This window comes from Sphingobacterium allocomposti, assembly GCF_008124885.1.
GTDB classification, from domain to species: Bacteria; Bacteroidota; Bacteroidia; order Sphingobacteriales; family Sphingobacteriaceae; genus Sphingobacterium; species Sphingobacterium allocomposti.
The window spans coordinates 54,439-71,588 of record NZ_VNHX01000022.1 but is presented as its reverse complement, the minus strand read 5'-3'; the positions used below and the strand labels follow the sequence as shown (position 1 = coordinate 71,588).

The following is a 17,150-nucleotide window of genomic DNA, read 5'->3' as shown; positions in this document are numbered from 1 at the left end:
CTATGCAAGCAGTACAAATAGCAAAAGCCAAACGGTGGGCGAAACAAATTTCCATTACGGGCGCCGCACAGATTATTGTGCAAGCCGTTGGCTTTCTGTCTGGTATTTTAGTAATACGTCTGCTACCAGTAGAACAATATGCCTATTATACTATCGCTAATACCATGCTCGGGACGATGACTATATTATCTGACAGCGGAATATCGTCCGGTGTGATGGCGCAAGGAGGCAAGGTCTGGCAGGATAAGAAAAAACTTGGTGCCGTACTCAATACAGGACTGTACCTCCGCAGACGCTTTGCTTGGGTAGCTTTGTCTATTACCATACCGATTTTATCTTATTTACTTTGGAAACAAGGTGCAGATTGGATTACCTGCGTACTCATAACAGCCTCTTTGATTCCAGCTTTTTTTGCAGCTTTATCCGACAATATACTGCAGATCGTGCCCAAACTGCACCAAAACATCACTCCTCTTCAACAGAACCAGGTGACTGTAGGTATAGGACGTCTATTATTAAGCGGCCTTACCCTATTTGCTTTCCCTTGGGCTTTTGTGGCTGTTTTTGCATCTGGAATACCGCGGATTTGGGGTAATGGGAAGTTGAAGAAAATTGCTGAGCCTTATATAGATCGTTCACAAAGGGCAAATACATCGGTACAAGTCGAAATTATGCGCATGGTAAAGCGCATTCTACCTAGTTCTATGTATTTTGCCCTTTCAGCAGAGATTACTGTTTGGTTATTGTCTATTTTTGGAACAACCACAGCGGTAGCTCAAATAGGAGCATTGGGACGTTTTTCATTGGTATTTTCAATAATAAGTTCCATAACATCAATAGTAGTATTGCCAAGAATAGCTAGGCTTAATCCGAAAAGCGAAAAGAAATTGTTTTTTATTGGAATGTCAATACTATCAACCTTTTTTGTTTGTCTAATTGCTGTCAGTTTACTTTCTGTTTTGTCCCCATACGTTTTATGGATATTAGGGGACAACTACTCTTCCCTAAAGCAGGAATTTGTTTTAGTGTTAATTGCGGGTGCGCTAAAAATGGTGAGCGGTCTTGTGTTTGGAATATCTACTGCACGGGGGAAGCCCACTAACTCTATGCATATAATAGCAGGCAATATAATGGCCATTACCATAGGGGCACTTTTTTTTTCCTTGAACGAATTAGCGGGCATTTTGTCTCTTTCTATCTTAATCGGTTTTACTTCTTTAATCATTAATGTTCTGAATCTATTCCTAAATCTTAAATTTTTTATCAACAATTGATCATGACCTTGGGAACTCTATATTTAAAATTAAAAAAGCATTGGAGGGCATGGCTCAAAATGTTTTACTTAAAAACTTTTGAAGGCTATTATCTAACTAGTCCTCAAAATATCAACGAAGAAATCATAATCAGTTTTACAACTATTCCGAGTAGGATTTCATCTACAGAGTTTATGCTGAGGTCAATATTGGCCGGAAGACATCTACCTAAAGTTTTCCTAATGAATGTTGATATCAAAACCTCAACGCTACTCAAAGACAACAGGTTTTTAAACGTATTGGTTGAAAGAGGACTTTTAGAGGTTAATATCGTGGACGACTTAAAGTCTTATAAGAAGCTTGTTTACTCAATGAAGAAATATCCAAATCACAATATAGTCATTTGTGATGATGATGTCTTGTACCCGAAAAATTGGTTTAAATCATTTTCTGATTATCAAATGGGCAATAGAGATTTGAAAAAAATAGTCTGTCATAGGGGGCACAATGTTAAACTTAATCAGAACGGACAGCTTGAAAGCTATAAAACCTGGGACTTTGATGTAACGACCCCTTCTAAGATTACCACAATGTTATTTCCAACTGGTACGGGCGGTGTTTATTATCCAAAAAACAGCTTACCTCCGGTTGCATTCAACTCTCGTCTTTTTACAAAATTTGCACCTCATGCAGACGACATCTGGTTTTGGCTAAGTGCAATAAGTAATAACTGTCATTTTGGCCTGTTAAAAAATAAAGTGAACTATCGAGACATGTATGAAATACCCGATTCTCAAACCTTTAACTTATGGAGTACGAACGTAAATGAAAACAAGAATGATATTCAACTAAGAAAATCGATTAAGTATTTTTTCGAAAGTAACTTGATTAATGAGAGTAACATTTATTACTCACTATTATTTCCTACCTACAATAAAATCAAAGATGATAGTTTTTACCACATTAGCTGAAAATGATTATTTCTATGGAGTAGCAGCATTATTAAACTCGATAGTGAAAAACGGAACTTATGGCGACAAAATAATCATCGGTTATAGGGGTCAGCTGCCCAAGTGGTTGCCCGTACTTTCTACAAGTAAAAATGGACTATCGTTTACCTTGAATAGCAGTTTTGAAGTAGAACTAGTAGAAGTGCGAGGCGATCTCCATATGGTCCACGAGAAACCAAAATGGTTTCGCTACCTAACGGAAGAATTAGAGCCGGACGCCGATGAATACTTTTTCTTTGATTCCGACATTATTGTCATTAATAGGATGAGCTTCTTCGGAGAATGGGTCAAACAGGGGGTGGCTTTATGTGAAGATGTTAATTATGACATGAGTGCCGATCATCCGATTCGTAAGCAATGGGGCCGTATTTTATTACAACAAGGTTTTTCTGTTGAAAATCAATTAAGTAGATATTATAATAGTGGTTTTTTGGGATGGAGAAAAGAGACTAAAGAGTTCGTGAATCTTTGGGACAAGTGTTCTCAAATATTGGAAGTGTTCAGTGGAGATATGAAAAAATTTAGGGTAAATGATAGAACATCTATCGTTTTAAGTACAAACCAGGATTCATTGAACTTAGCTACAATGGCTACTAGTCTTCCATTGTCGACTATAGGGCCCGAAGCTATGGGGTTTCATTATGGCTTTCCTTTGATGGTTCACCCATTGGGACCCAAACCATGGAAAAGAGGTTTTTTAATCGATTTTTTGAACGGAACCCCTCCAAGATATGCTGATGTTCTATTTTGGGACTTGGTTAATTCAGATATATTAAATCCTTTTTCAAAGAGTAAGATCATAAAAAAGAAAATAATTGTGAGACTTTGCAAGTTTCTGTCGAGATTTTATAAACGAAGGGAGTAAGCAAAAAATTAAACCTTGAATTTTGTGTATTGAGAAATATTTAAAACAACATATGGAAAGAACGTTAGCACGTCATTTAAGTTCAGCGTGTATGGAACGATCAAGAAGCTCCGTATTCTTATATGAATTATTGGAAGTATATCTGCAAAGAAAATAGAGAAAGAAAAATGAAAGTACTCTTTATCTGCGGTGCATTGGAAAAAGGCAAAGACGGCGTAGGCGACTATACACGCCGCCTGGCAGGAGAACTAATACGCCAAGGCCATCATGCCACGATTATAGCCTATAACGATAGGCATATTGTTTCCGAAATAAATAGCGAGCAAGAGGATGAAGGTACAACAATCTCAGTTTTACGCCTTCCTTCTATTTTAAAGACAAGAGAAAAAGTACGACTGGCGCGCAGTTACGTACGACACTTTCAACCTGATTGGATTAGTTTGCAGTTTGTGATCTACTCGTTTCACCCGAAAGGTCTGCCTTTCTTTTTGGCAGGACAGCTAAAACAGATTGGGGAGGGGTATCGGTGGCATATTATGTTTCATGAACTTTGGCTGGGAATTGACCAAGAAGCCAGTTTAAAACACAAGATATTGGGGAAGATACAGAAGAAAATTTTAGAACAACTCATTTCCCATTTGAGTCCCAAGAGGTGCCATAGTCACGCCGATATATACGTAAGCCTGCTTAATAATATTGTTCCCCGTCTTAGCAAGAAGCTGCCTTTGTTTAGTAATATTTCAAAGTATAGGGGAGACCAATGTCTTGAGATTAAGCCTGGTTTCGTGAATCTAATAATGTTTGGTTCCATTCAGCCGAATAGTTCGGTTGCCGAATTTATACTTGATCTAAAGAAGTACGAGTTACAGCACAATTTGAAATTTCAGGTTATTTTTATCGGTAAAAACGGCGTATACATTTCCGACTGGATAAAAGAGCTTATAAAATGTGATATCCTTTACAAACAACTAGGGGAATGCAAAGATTATCAGATTTCATCGGTCCTACAAAAATGTCATTGGGGTATAACAACCACTCCGCTTTATCAGATCGAGAAAAGTGGCTCAGTAGCGACTTTGTTAGATCATCAACTTCCGATTTACGTGGTTGCAAGAAAGTGGACGCCTAAATATATGTTGTCTAGACAACAACCTAATTTTATACGTCAGTTTATCCCGGGAAAATTAAATCTGGAGTTCAAGGAGCGGAACACTATTGCCTCCAACTCTTTAAGCCAAGTAGGCTCATCTTTTTTAGCGGATTTATATGAATAAAGTACTTCTCTCACACCCCACAGGCAATGCGAATGTACGAGCGGCTCTGGACGGATTGCATTCAGCCAATATGTTACATAGTTTCCATACTTCGGTAGCTACCTATCCGAATAATATTTTTGGTTTGTTAAGTAAGCTTCCGGGTGGCAAGGAGTTTTTAAAAAGATCCTACCCGGTTTATAATCAACAATTTACAAAACAATATCCCTATAAAGAGTTAGGACGTATGCTATGTAGTAAATTAAAGCTTCGTTCGCCAATCATCCATGAAAAAGGAATATTTTCCGTTGATGAAATCTATCAAAGCATTGACCGAGAGGTAGCGAACTATATCGATCGACAAAATGATATGGCAGGGATATATGCTTATGAGGACGGGGCTTTGGCCTCATTCCAGGCGGCCGGGAAAATGGGAAAAATTTGCTTATACGATCTTCCTATTGGTTATTGGCGAAGCATGCGTCGATTTTTAGAGAAGGAGAAGGAAGAAAAGCCCGAATGGGCGATGACCTTGGGAGGGTTTAAAGATAGCGAGGCAAAACTGCAACGCAAAGACCAAGAATTAGCCTTAGCCAGTCGTATCTACGTCGCGAGTTCGTTTACTAAAAAAACACTAACTGAATATCCCGGCTTATTAGCACCCGTCGAGGTAATTCCCTATGGATTTCCCATGGCAAACACCGGGAGGGAGTATATATCTCCGAGCGATCGAAAATTAAGGTTATTGTACGTAGGTGGTCTTTCTCAGAGAAAAGGTATTGCTTATCTCTTTGACGCAATCAAAGGGTTAGAAGCATATGTAGAACTGACGGTAGTAGGACGGGGCGATATTGAAAAATGTCCAGCACTACAAAAAGCGTTGTTACAACATCGATATATTTCGGCATTACCACACCAACGGATATTAGAATTGATGGCTTCACACGACGTTTTGGTGTTTCCGTCTTTATTTGAGGGATTTGGACTGGTGATTACTGAAGCAATGTCCCAAGGCACTCCAGTTATAACGACAGACCGAACTTGTGGCCCGGATATCATCCAACATGGTGAAAACGGCTGGTTAATCGATGCCGGAACTGCAAATGCAATTAGGGAGCAAATCATGTATATCTTAGAGTCACCGCAAGAAATAAAGCGTGTAGGCGAGAACGCCCTGCACACAGCAACATTACGGTCGTGGCTACAGTACGGAATAGAACTAATAAGTTCGATACAAAGAAACATGTAGTAGAAATGGCAAAGACGGAAGATACACTAGGCTGGTACAAGAAATCCATTTGGATCTATTTTATTCTTCTCCTGTTCGAAGGCGCTTTGCGCAAGTGGCTTATACCAGTGCTGGCAACACCGTTACTTTTGGTCCGCGAGCCGATCGTAATCGTAATTACAGTCATCGCTTTCAATAAGGGATTGATAAAAGTGCCGTATGTGTTGACCTTGATAATTGTATCCACGCTTTCTTTTGTTCTTAGTATTACTCTTGGCCATCAAAATCTTTTAACTGCTATATACGGTTGGCGTATTTACCTGCTGCATATTCCTTTTATATTTGTCATTGCCAAGATACTTAATCGCGGAGATATTCTCCAAATGGGGCGTTTCATGCTATATCTTTCTATACCGATGACACTACTAATTATTGCACAGTTTTATTCGCCTCAGGCCGCATGGATAAATCGGGGCGTAGGAGGCGACATGGAAGGTGCAGGTTTTTCTGGTGCGATGGGATATATGCGGCCCTCTGGGACTTTTTCTTTTACAGCAGGCTACGTTATGTACCAGCTTATAGTAGCAGTATTTCTGTTTTATTATCTTGTTAACAACCGTTTTTTACCAAAGGAAGCTCAGATAAGACCATCGCTATTATATGCCATGCTGGCTTGCTATGCATTGACTATTCCCTATTCTATATCGCGAAGTCACCTATTCCAAACTATAGTAGTCATCGCCTTTATGTTTGTCGGCGTTCTTTTGCACCCTGTGAGTTACGTTCGCATAAGGTTGTTAAAAACTCTGCCCATAGCTATACTTTCAATAGGAGTCATCATGTGGATGGGGATTGCGGGTGATAGCTTGACAGCTTTCGAAGAACGTTTTGAATCGGCCAATGAAACGGAAGGTGGCATCGAAGGTGTAGTTGGAAGCCGTTATTTCGGTAGTTTCATTAGAGGATTGGTTAATGCAGACGCTCCTTTTTTTGGATACGGGCTGGGTTTAGGCACTAACGTTGGTGCTAATCTAGCGGGAGGATCGGATGGTCTTTTTTCCTTTTTTAATGGAGAAGAAGAATGGGTACGGATGACTAGTGAATCGGGTCTGTTATTAGGATGGGTGCTAATCGGTTTGAGACTATATTTATCTGGATGGATTGCCTTCAATACCTTGCGTCGGTTGCGCCAACAAAAAGATATGCTACCCTGGATGCTAACTGCGGGGGTGCTTCTAACGCTACCCCAAGGACAAATAGGTATGCCTACAAATTTAGGCTTTATGGTGCTGTTGTCGGGCTTGGCTTTGGCAAGTTTACGATCACACAAAAAAAGGAAGTTGCAGTATGGAGATTAAATATTTCTTTCGGCATAAAAGCGTCGGATTTTCTATACAACATGTATTTGGAACATTAATGACGGAAATGGAAAAGCGCGCTACGGTGGATAAAACTCATATGCCATCCTCTCGGTCTATGCCTTGGGATGTCGTCCGAAACAGCGTCTATGCTTATAAGCATCGCAATAAAAAGGGAATTAATCATATTTCGGGGCATGTACATGAAATATTATTGGGTTTAATAAAGCAAAAAACGATACTGACGATTCACGATTTGGTGTTTATAGACAATGTACGAAATCCGGTTAAACGACTCTATAAATGGTTATTTTGGCTGTATCTACCTATTAAAATAGCAGATAAGGTAACCTGTATATCCGCACATACGAAGGAGAACGTGCTCCGACATATAAAAACAGACAAAATAACTGTAATCCACAATCCCCTTAACATAAGATATCAATACGCTCAGAAAGCTTTTCGTTTGTCTAAGCCAGTCATACTACATGTGGGTACGGGCTGGAATAAAAACTTAAAGCGCACTATCACGGCGCTGAAAGACACTCCTTGTCACCTACGTATTTTAGGAAAGATAGACGAAGATATGAAGACCTACTTACATAAGGCAAAAATAGAATTTTCTAATGTATATAATTTGAGTGATGAAGAAGTGCGCCAGGAATATATCGACTGTGATATTGTTAGCTTTCCGTCTCTATATGAGGGTTTTGGTATGCCGATTATTGAAGGGCAAGCAACGGGTCGGGTTGTTCTGACTTCGCGGATTAAGCCGCTTACAGAAATCTCGGGAAACGCGGTACAGTATGTAGATCCGACCGATGTAAATTCCATACGTATGGGGTTCGAAAAGATTATTAAAGATGAGGCGTATAGAGAGGGGCTAATTCGAATGGGACTCAAAAATATAGAGCGATTCCGCGTAAAGGAAATCGCAAAGCAGTATCTTGAAATTTATAAGGAGGTAATGAATAATGGATAGAAACGCTGTAACCGTCCTCCGCGTCATATCCAGTATGAATCCGCAAGGAGGCGGCCCTAGTCAGGGGATTCGTTATTCCATTCCGGCGTTAAGAGCTTTGGGTTGGGAAAACGAAGTAGTCTGTCTAGACAGTCCCGATGCGCCTTTTCTTGGGCAGGATAATTTCATTATACATGCTCTTGGTGCAGGACGGGGACCTTTGCATTATCATCCACAACTTATCCCTTGGTTAAAGCAACATATTGTACAGTACGATGTCCTTATTATTCACGGATTATGGTCTTTCACTAGTCATGCGGTTACTAAAGTGGTGCAACAACGGAAAGGACAAGGGTTAGCTGTCCCAAAGGTATATATCATGCCACACGGTATGTTAGACCCTTGGTTTCAGCGAGATAAATCCCGTAGATTAAAAGCATTGCGCAATGAAATCTATTGGCGGTTGATTGAAAAGAAGACGGTCAACCAGGCCGATGGCTTACTCTTTACCTGCCAACAAGAATTGCTTCTGGCAAGAGAAACTTTCAAGGGGTATAAGCCGAAGCAAGAACTCAATGTGGGCTATGGTATACAAGCTCCGCCAGCCGATACAGAGAAGTCGACGCCACCTGCATTGACGGATAAGCCTTATTGGTTATTCCTTAGCCGTATCCATCCCAAAAAAGGGGTTGACCTTCTTATTCATGCTTATAAAAAACTATGCTTGCAATACAGTAGTGTGCCCGATTTGGTCATAGCCGGTCCAAAAGATAGTGATTATGCAAGGCAGATGATAGAATTAGCAGAAAGTAAACCTAAAATTCATTTTACAGGCATGCTGCAAGGCGATGCTAAGTGGGGGGCACTTTATGGCTGCGAAGCTTTTATACTACCAAGCCATCAAGAGAATTTTGGGATCGCTGTCGTAGAGGCGTTGGCCTGTGGCAAACCTGTCTTGATATCTGATCAGGTGAATATTTGGCGGGAGATCGAAGCAGGCAAAGCAGGATTGGTTACACCTGACACAGAAGAAGGGGTTTATCAATTATTGGATGATTTCTGTACAATGCACAGTTCTGAGAAAAAGGAAATGGGCATTAAGGCCTATCAGGTCTATCACCAGCACTTCACGATAAAAGAAGCCGCTAATAAGCTGATTGAAATATTGGAAAAATAATATGAGGGACAGGAATTTAAATATAGACGTTTTAAAATCCATTTCTATTTTCGGAGTCGTTTTTATTCATGGGGGGCATCTTTTGGGATGTGAATTCGATATGACAGAAATCATGAGGCAATTATTTCGATTTGCTGTTCCCTGCTTTATAATAATATGGACCATGTTTCTCGAAAAAGGTTTACTTAACAAGAATAAGACAAATGAATTTTCCTATTTAAAAAAGAGGTTTGTCAATCTTTTTAGGGTATATTTTATCTGGTCAATATTATATTTCATAATATTAGCCGATTTTAGTAATCTCACATTAATAAAGATCGTTACTACCCACTTTTCAGGATATGGATGGGCTGGGCAATATTTTTTTGTTATTCTTTTTCAATTATTGTTTATTTACCCATTGATCAGATATTTATACACTCATAAGGTTTTCCGGCTAATTATTTTAGGGTTATCGATATTTCTTTATCTTTTATACGCTGTTTACTATGACCTCCCTATTCTATCAAAACTAGGTGATCGACCATTTGTTTTTTGGATTCTCTATGCTTTTATCGGTATTGGTTTGGCTAGAGATAGCATAAAGCCCGTAAACGTAATATGGGTATTGCTCTTATTTTTGGTGCCAATAGAATTCTACATTAAAGGTTCTTACGCGGGGTCGCCATATATTTTATTTTCATTGTTGTTATCTTCTTTATTAATAAGTATTTATTTTACAAAATCTGCCACTTTTGAAATACGCCCTACATTCTTGCAAAAGGTAATAGCAGTAGTAGGAAAAAACACAATGACCATTTTTGTTGCTAATCCGTTAGCAATACTATTGTCGGATAAAATAATTAGGCACAATGATTTAAATTGTTCTCTAATCCCAAGTATAGTCTATCCATTTTTATCAACAACGATTATTATTATAATATGTCTGACCTTGGCATATTTTCTTCGATTAACAAGGCTTACTAAAATCATTACATGAGTTTTATTATGAGGCAGAAAGAAATTCCCAAGTACATTGACACCATCCCCAAATCGGACAAGCTAAGACGTTTAGTGTGGCAAATAATGTCGTACGTGCTCTTCAAACCTTTTTCCTTGCCGTTCTTCCGGGCATGGCGGATCGCAGTTTTACGTTTTTTCGGAGCCAAACTCCACAAGACCTGTAATGTCTACGCGTCAGTCTATATTCCATCGCCATGGAATTTGGAAATGGGGGAACAGTCTACACTAGGTCCAGAAGTAAAACTACATTTGGGAAAGACGGTGATCGGACGTAAAGTGCTTGTATCACAGCGGACCTACCTTTGCAGTGCAACCCATCAAATAGATTCGCTCAATACGCCTTTAGTGATAGGGGCGATATACCTTCAGGATTTTGCTTGGATAGCCGCCGAAACATTTATTATGTCTGGCGTAACGGTTGGCGAGGGCGCAGTAGTTGGTGCAAGGGCCGCAGTATTTAAGGATGTCACACCATGGACGGTGATCGGAGGCAATCCCGCAAAACTTATCAAAAAACGAGCAATAAGGAACATTAACCTATGAATACATCCAACAAGATTCCCTTAACGGTAGTCGTGCCGGTTAAAAACGAAGAAAAAAATCTCCCGAAGTGCTTGGAGCTATTGGAAGATTTTGATGAAGTCATCATAATCGACTCCAACAGTACAGACCGTACACCCCAAATTGTAGCGGAATTCGGTTACCAGTTAGTAAACTTCAATTGGAATGGCCAATTTCCTAAAAAGAGAAACTGGCTACTACGCAATGTTCCCTTACGCAATGAATGGGTGTTGTTTCTGGATGCGGATGAGTTTGTGACCGACGATTTCAAAAATGAGGTTCGAGAACGCATACAAGATGTCAGTTATAATGGTTATTGGTTGGCCTACAATAACCATTTTATGGGTAAGAGTATGAAGCATGGTATTAAGTTCAAAAAGCTTCCGCTGTTTCGCGTAGGGACGGGCGAATATGAGTTTATAGACGAAAAAGCTTGGTCCCATCTAGATATGGAAGTCCATGAACATCCGATTATCGACGGGCAGGTAGGCGAAATTAAGTCTCCGGTGACACACCTCGATTTTAAAAACCTAGCGCATTATATCGGCAAACACAATGATTACTCCTCTTGGGAGGCGAACCGGTACTTAAAATTAAAACAAGACAAGGCGGCGTGGGCCAAATTGAATTGGAAGCAGAAAATAAAATATAGCCTGCTGGATACCTGGGGTTTTGGTTTTCTATATTTTCTAACGAATTACTTCCTATACGCAGGGTTCTTGGACGGAAAGATCGGTTATATATTTAGTGTTTACAAGATGCAATACTTCTTTAATATTAAGGCTAAAATTTACGAACTAACACAAAACAAACTTTAATCTTATCTATTTTTTTATGAATCGTAAACGTATATTGGTAACAGGAGGGGCAGGTTTTATTGGATCCCATCTATGCGAGCGATTGCTCAACGATGGACACGAAGTGATCAGCGTCGACAATTATTTCACCGGGAATAAGCAAAATATCATCCATCTTTTAGATAACCCATATTTTGAGATCGTACGGCATGATGTCATTGAACCCTATTATGCAGAGGTAGACGAAATTTATAACTTAGCCTGTCCGGCGAGCCCGATCCATTATCAATACAATCCTATTAAGACCATAAAGACCTCGGTTATGGGGGCTATCAATATGTTGGGGTTGGCTAAACGGGTAAATGCACGTATTTTACAAGCGTCTACGAGCGAGGTCTATGGCGACCCTGATGTGCATCCGCAACCGGAATCGTATTGGGGCAATGTAAACACTATTGGGATACGGTCTTGTTACGACGAAGGTAAACGCTGTGCCGAGACACTCTTTATGGATTATCACCGTCGGAACAATGTAGACATCAAGATAGTCCGTATCTTCAACACTTATGGGCCGCACATGCATCCTGCTGACGGCCGGGTGGTATCCAATTTTATTATTCAGGCGCTGAAAAATCAAGACGTCACTATTTTTGGGGATGGCACACAGACCCGGAGTTTCCAATATGTAGATGACTTGGTAGAAGGTGCAATCCGTATGATGGCTACAGAAAAAGACTTTATAGGTCCGATCAATATCGGCAACCCTAATGAGTTCACGATGTTGCAACTAGCCGAAAAGGTAATTGAACTGACGAACTCGTCTTCTAGGATCGTGTTCAAGCCTTTACCGCAGGATGACCCTAAACAACGACAGCCCGACATTTGCTTGGCAAAAGAAAAGCTTAAATGGGAGCCATCCGTCCAATTGGAAGAAGGGTTAGGAAAAACAATCGCCTATTTTGAAAAAATCTTGTGAAGCGAAGAAGGCGGTCAACGAATATGAGAATACTGATACACGGCATTAATTATGCTCCGGAACTGACGGGAATAGGTAAATATACCGGCGAGATGGCGGAATGGCTGGCGCAGCAAGGACATGACGTTCACGTGTTGACAGCACTTCCATATTACCCTGAATGGATGGTTCATGAAGGTTACCAGGGAAAAAAATGGCATACCGAGACTTTGAATAATGTCAAGGTGCATCGTGTTCCCTTATATGTGCCAAAGAAGGTCAGCTCAGCGAGTCGTATTATACATGAATTTTCCTTTCTGCTGTCGACCATACCGTTCTGGATAAAGGCGATTTTTTCGAAAAAATTTGATGTGGTTTTTTGCATTGCGCCACCGTTCCATCTCGCATTCTTTCCCTGGATATACAAGAGCCTAAGAGGAAGCGTATGGATTAATCATGTGCAGGACTTACAAGTGGATGCGGCGAAAGATTTAGGAATGATTCGGAATAAAACTTTATTGAAAGCCATGTTCGGTCTTGAGCGCTTTTTCCTTTTAAGAGGAAACCGTGTGTCTACGATTTCAATGGGGATGCAGGATAAAATTCTAAAAAAGGGGGTGGCAGTGGAGAAGATGCTATTCTTTCCGAATTGGGTGGACAGCGAGGTCGTTTTTCCCTTGCCTAAAGAGGAATCGTTACGCTTAGAGATGGGATTCTCGGCAGCAGATAAAATCGTTCTTTACAGTGGGAACTTAGGTGAAAAGCAAGGCTTGGATGCGGTTATAAAAGTAGCAAGTCGTTTCAAAACAGACAAGACGGTCAAGTTTGTTATTTGTGGTTCAGGAGGAGGTAAAGACAAGCTCGTACAATTAGCGAAACAGCACCAATTATCGAATGTTTTCTTTTTTCCATTGCAGCCCTACGAAAAATTATCGGCATTACTCGCCATGGCCGACTTACATTTGGTTCTGCAAAAATCTTCTGCAGCCGATCTCGTGATGCCGAGTAAGTTAACCGGTATCCTGGCAGCAGGGGGGTGCGCGTTGGTTACGGCGGACCAAGGAACAACATTATACGATGTCATGCACGATTTTCAAATGGGCATTCTAGTGGCTCCTGAACATGACGATGAATTGGAACGCGGAATAAGACGGGGTTTGTTTGAAGATACGACCGTTTTTAAACAACATGCCCGAGACTATGCTAAGCGGTATTTAGAAAAAGAGCATATACTTCAAAAATTTGAGCAAGATGTCGAAGCGCTCTTTTTATCGAATAAAATAACTTAATATGATGCGTTTATCTCTATTCTTTATCTTCTTCGCCACAGTGTTTGTCACAAAGGCACAAACGCGGTACACGGACTCCCTCGAGATTAGTCTCGGCTCAGAGTTTCAAGGGGCGTCCGAACGGTTTCAGCCTTTGTGGATGAAAGCGAATCGTTTTGGAATGGGCAGTAATGAGCAGTTCGATCAGCTCACGTGGATAGAAGCAAAGAATGCACATCATCTTGCTTCGCTGCGTCTTATAAGTGATACGGCGTCTTTGTTAAAACTTAGTTACGGGGCAAGACTTTTTAATGCCGAACACTATGGCCGAACCGTACTTCAGGAGGGTTTTGCGCAGCTGAAATATAAGGAATGGTTTATTCGTGGGGGACGGCACCGGGATCTGTGGGACGATATTGATCCTGAACTTTCGGTGGGATCGTTCGGAATAAGCAGCAACGCTTTGCCTATTCCGAAAGTGACGATCGGTATCGATGATTATATTAATATTCCATTTACAAATGGAAAGCTACAGTTTAAAGGAATGATAGGGCACGGTTGGTTTGGAAATAACCGATTTATGGAATCGTGGCTACATGAAAAATCATTTTACGGTCGGATAAATTTAGGCAAATGGAAGCCATATGGAGGCATACAACATTATGGAGAGTGGGGCGGCAATAGGCCGTCGGAGGGAATTTATCTAGATCGATCCTTTAGCGGATTTATGGATGTTCTCTTTGTAAAGGAAGCCAATGACGGTAGTGTACCTGATGGAAAGAGACCGAATCGAGCGGGGGATCAGCGTGGATTGGCAGAGGTCGGTTTGCATTATGAACACGAGAAATGGAAGCTCCATATCTATCATCAAACGCCTTTTGAAAGCGGTACGGGCTTGGACATCCGAAATATAGATCGTTTATTCGGCGTGCACTGGATAAATAAACGAAATGATGGGAAATTAAAAAATCTTCTATTAGAGTTTATCTATACTAAGCAAATGGAAAGTTTTGGTCGAGAAAGCCAAAGCTATTACGATAATGGAGCATATAAGACCGGATGGGAGTACGAAGGAAATGTAGTCGGGGTGCCGTTGTTCACCAATCGGAAAGAGGCGAGCAATTACCTTCCTATTCAGCCATATGATTGGAAGGGCACAGAGCCGATTCAAGGTAACACGAATATTATTAATAATAGGTTGATTGGAGGAAACCTTGCGGCTTCTCTTAGGTTCACCCCTCGTTTATCGATGAAGCTAAAAATGACACCTGTGGTAAACTTCGGTGCCCGGCACGCTGAAAAGCTCTATGGAGATGGAGAAGGCCTCTTTCAATGCTATTCTCTAGCTGGGTTGTCGTTTCGACACAACAGATGGCTTTTTAATGCAAGTTTGGCGGGCGACTTTGGCCAATTGTATAATAATATGGGGGGCAGAATAGGTTTCAATTACCAAATTAAATAAGAACGAAACAAGGTGATTAAGTAGAGATAACAAAAGAGATTTAAATATACACGAGATATAAAAAAGCCAAAAATTAACATTATGAGTAACATTACACACGTTATTTTATCAGGAGGAGTCGGAAGCCGGTTATGGCCTTTATCCCGCAAAAGCAACCCGAAGCAATATTTAAATTTATTTAAGGAAGGATCGCTTTTTGGTATGACAGTCTTACGCAACAAAGCATTGTGCGATAAGGTGACAGTGGTTGGAAACTGTGATAACTATCAATTGAGTAAAGAGGTATTGGATAGCCAAGGTGTGTCTTATACGGATATTGTGGAAGCTACGCCGCGCAATACAGCAGCGGCAATTGCTTTTGCCGCTTTCGCCGCTGACCCCGATGATATTCTCCTTATAACCCCCTCCGATCATGTTATTGTTGGAGAAGAAGCCTACGCACAGGCTATAGAGCAGGGGATTGAAAAAGCCAAGGAAGGCTACATCGTGACTTTTGGTATCCAGCCGACACGGCCAGAAACAGGATATGGCTATATTGAATATGAAGAAGATCGTGTACTTTCATTCCGCGAAAAGCCAAATCAAGATACAGCAGAAGATTTTATTGAACGCGGTAACTTTTTGTGGAACTCCGGCATGTTCTGTTTCCGTGCTGACACGCTTTTGGAAGAATTACAACAGTTTGAGCCAAAAGTCTACGCCACGGCCTTAGCAGCCTGGAAGCACCAATCAAACGGTAAACTCGACGAGGCACTTTCCAAAAAAATCCCATCCATCAGTATCGATTACGCCGTGATGGAACGCTCCAAAAAAATTCGGGTGGTCGCGACAGAATTCGAATGGTCTGATCTAGGGTCATTTGAGGCATTGTACGATTATTTAGTATCAACAGGTTACGCTGTAGATGAGCAAGGGAACATGATTATCGGATCAGAGATGTATACCGCTTTTGTTGGACTGAAGAATACCATAGTTGTATACACGGATGATGCCCTGTTATTTGTGCAAAAGGAAAAATCGCAAGATGTGAAGAAGGTTTATAATACGTTAGATAAACACCAATCTAAATTGATTGATTAAGTTAAAAATCAACAAGAAAAGATGTACGCGCTAGAAAACGGTAGGTTACGTATTGAGATTCATCCGAGAGGAGCTGAGTTGCGCAGCATGTATGACAAAAATAAGGACAGAGAGCTGATATGGCAAAGGGATACTACTTTTTGGGAAAGATCATCTCCTATATTGTTCCCTTTTGTTGGGGTGTTGAAAGAAGGGACTTACTATTACGAAGATCGAATTTTCAACATGTCAAAGCACGGTTTTGCACGGGATTGTGAGTTTGAAGTAGTGCATCATACGGAAGATGAAATTTCTTTTTTGTTGTGTTCCAATGAGTTCACGTTAGCGGTTTATCCCTTTGCGTTTAAATTGTATTTGCATTACAAGTTGCATCACACACGGCTTTCTTGTACGTACGAAGTTCGGAATGAAGGAAATCAGGAGATGCTGTTTTCTATTGGAGGCCATCCTGCTTTTCAGCTCGACTTTTCAGCTTCTAATGGTTTGCCAGACTATTATTTGGAATTCCCCGAAGACAGAATGATAATCCAGTATTCCCTTAATGAGGGATTGCTGCGTGTTCAGCCCCAAAGCGTATCACTAGAGAATGGACGGTTGTATTTAAAGGGCGATATGTTTATGAATGATGCTTGGGTATTGAAAGACCTATGTTCCACAGAAGTACATTTGAAAAATAAACATGATGATTATTATATCCGTCTTCGTTTTGTCGATTTTCCGTATCTGGCGCTTTGGGCATCCGTTGGAGCTCCTTTTTTATGCCTAGAGCCTTGGTGCGGAGTGAACGATTCAGAAACGCATACCGGAGAACTGGAGAAGAAGGAGGGAATTGTGCGTCTGCACGCATTTACATGTTGGGAAAGGACTTGGGACGTGACAATCGTAGAAAGTTAGGTTTTAAGAAAAGACAAAGAATATCA

General features: G+C 40.7%; 16 protein-coding genes. All 16 read left to right on the top strand.

Going from position 1 to position 17,150, the window contains the following annotated elements; genetic code table 11:
- Nucleotides 1-2: 2 nt before the first annotated feature.
- Nucleotides 3-1,274, top strand: a complete 1,272-nt coding sequence (locus BC792_RS14670; protein ID WP_148909769.1) for a lipopolysaccharide biosynthesis protein — start codon at nt 3-5, stop codon at nt 1,272-1,274.
- Between the two features lie 221 nt (nt 1,275-1,495).
- Nucleotides 1,496-2,224 (top strand): hypothetical protein, encoded by a 729-nt coding sequence (locus BC792_RS14665; protein ID WP_211357551.1) that lies wholly within the window; start codon nt 1,496-1,498, stop codon nt 2,222-2,224.
- Entirely contained in the window at nt 2,199-3,128 is a 930-nt protein-coding gene (locus tag BC792_RS14660; protein WP_148909767.1) for a glycosyltransferase family protein, read from the top strand. The genes BC792_RS14665 and BC792_RS14660 overlap by 26 nt, the downstream gene beginning before the upstream one ends.
- Before the next feature lie 167 nt (nt 3,129-3,295).
- A complete protein-coding gene (locus BC792_RS14655) occupies nt 3,296-4,402 on the top strand; it encodes a glycosyltransferase family protein (RefSeq protein ID WP_170250046.1) in 1,107 nt (368 codons plus the stop codon).
- Complete coding sequence (locus tag BC792_RS14650) at nt 4,395-5,630, top strand: glycosyltransferase family 4 protein (RefSeq protein ID WP_148909765.1); 1,236 nt, start codon at nt 4,395-4,397, stop codon at nt 5,628-5,630. Before BC792_RS14655 ends, BC792_RS14650 begins: the two co-directional genes overlap by 8 nt.
- A gap of 5 nt (nt 5,631-5,635) precedes the next feature.
- Nucleotides 5,636-6,967 carry a hypothetical protein gene (locus BC792_RS14645; protein WP_148909764.1) on the top strand — a complete coding sequence of 444 codons (1,332 nt, stop codon included), beginning with the start codon at nt 5,636-5,638 and terminating at the stop codon, nt 6,965-6,967.
- Nucleotides 6,957-7,949 carry a glycosyltransferase family 4 protein gene (locus BC792_RS18740; RefSeq protein ID WP_148909763.1) on the top strand — a complete coding sequence of 331 codons (993 nt, stop codon included), beginning with the start codon at nt 6,957-6,959 and terminating at the stop codon, nt 7,947-7,949. Before BC792_RS14645 ends, BC792_RS18740 begins: the two co-directional genes overlap by 11 nt.
- Nucleotides 7,942-9,105, top strand: coding sequence for a glycosyltransferase (locus tag BC792_RS14635; RefSeq protein WP_211357550.1), 1,164 nt, complete (start codon nt 7,942-7,944; stop codon nt 9,103-9,105). Before BC792_RS18740 ends, BC792_RS14635 begins: the two co-directional genes overlap by 8 nt.
- Nucleotide 9,106: 1 nt before the next feature.
- A complete protein-coding gene (locus tag BC792_RS18810; RefSeq protein ID WP_148909761.1) occupies nt 9,107-10,084 on the top strand; it encodes an acyltransferase family protein in 978 nt (325 codons plus the stop codon).
- Between the two features lie 8 nt (nt 10,085-10,092).
- Nucleotides 10,093-10,650 carry an LbetaH domain-containing protein gene (locus BC792_RS14625; protein WP_148909760.1) on the top strand — a complete coding sequence of 186 codons (558 nt, stop codon included), beginning with the start codon at nt 10,093-10,095 and terminating at the stop codon, nt 10,648-10,650.
- Entirely contained in the window at nt 10,647-11,486 is an 840-nt protein-coding gene (locus BC792_RS14620) for a glycosyltransferase family 2 protein (protein ID WP_148909759.1), read from the top strand. Before BC792_RS14625 ends, BC792_RS14620 begins: the two co-directional genes overlap by 4 nt.
- Before the next feature lie 16 nt (nt 11,487-11,502).
- Nucleotides 11,503-12,441 carry a UDP-glucuronic acid decarboxylase family protein gene (locus tag BC792_RS14615; protein WP_148909758.1) on the top strand — a complete coding sequence of 313 codons (939 nt, stop codon included), beginning with the start codon at nt 11,503-11,505 and terminating at the stop codon, nt 12,439-12,441.
- A 23-nt stretch (nt 12,442-12,464) separates the two neighbouring features.
- Complete coding sequence (locus BC792_RS14610) at nt 12,465-13,709, top strand: WcaI family glycosyltransferase (protein WP_148909757.1); 1,245 nt, start codon at nt 12,465-12,467, stop codon at nt 13,707-13,709.
- 1 nt (nt 13,710) lies between these two features.
- Nucleotides 13,711-15,150 (top strand): capsule assembly Wzi family protein, encoded by a 1,440-nt coding sequence (locus BC792_RS14605; RefSeq protein ID WP_148909756.1) that lies wholly within the window; start codon nt 13,711-13,713, stop codon nt 15,148-15,150.
- An 81-nt stretch (nt 15,151-15,231) separates the two neighbouring features.
- Nucleotides 15,232-16,230 carry a mannose-1-phosphate guanylyltransferase gene (locus BC792_RS14600; protein ID WP_148909755.1) on the top strand — a complete coding sequence of 333 codons (999 nt, stop codon included), beginning with the start codon at nt 15,232-15,234 and terminating at the stop codon, nt 16,228-16,230.
- A gap of 21 nt (nt 16,231-16,251) precedes the next feature.
- Complete coding sequence (locus tag BC792_RS14595; protein ID WP_148909754.1) at nt 16,252-17,124, top strand: aldose 1-epimerase family protein; 873 nt, start codon at nt 16,252-16,254, stop codon at nt 17,122-17,124.
- Nucleotides 17,125-17,150 lie beyond the last annotated feature (26 nt).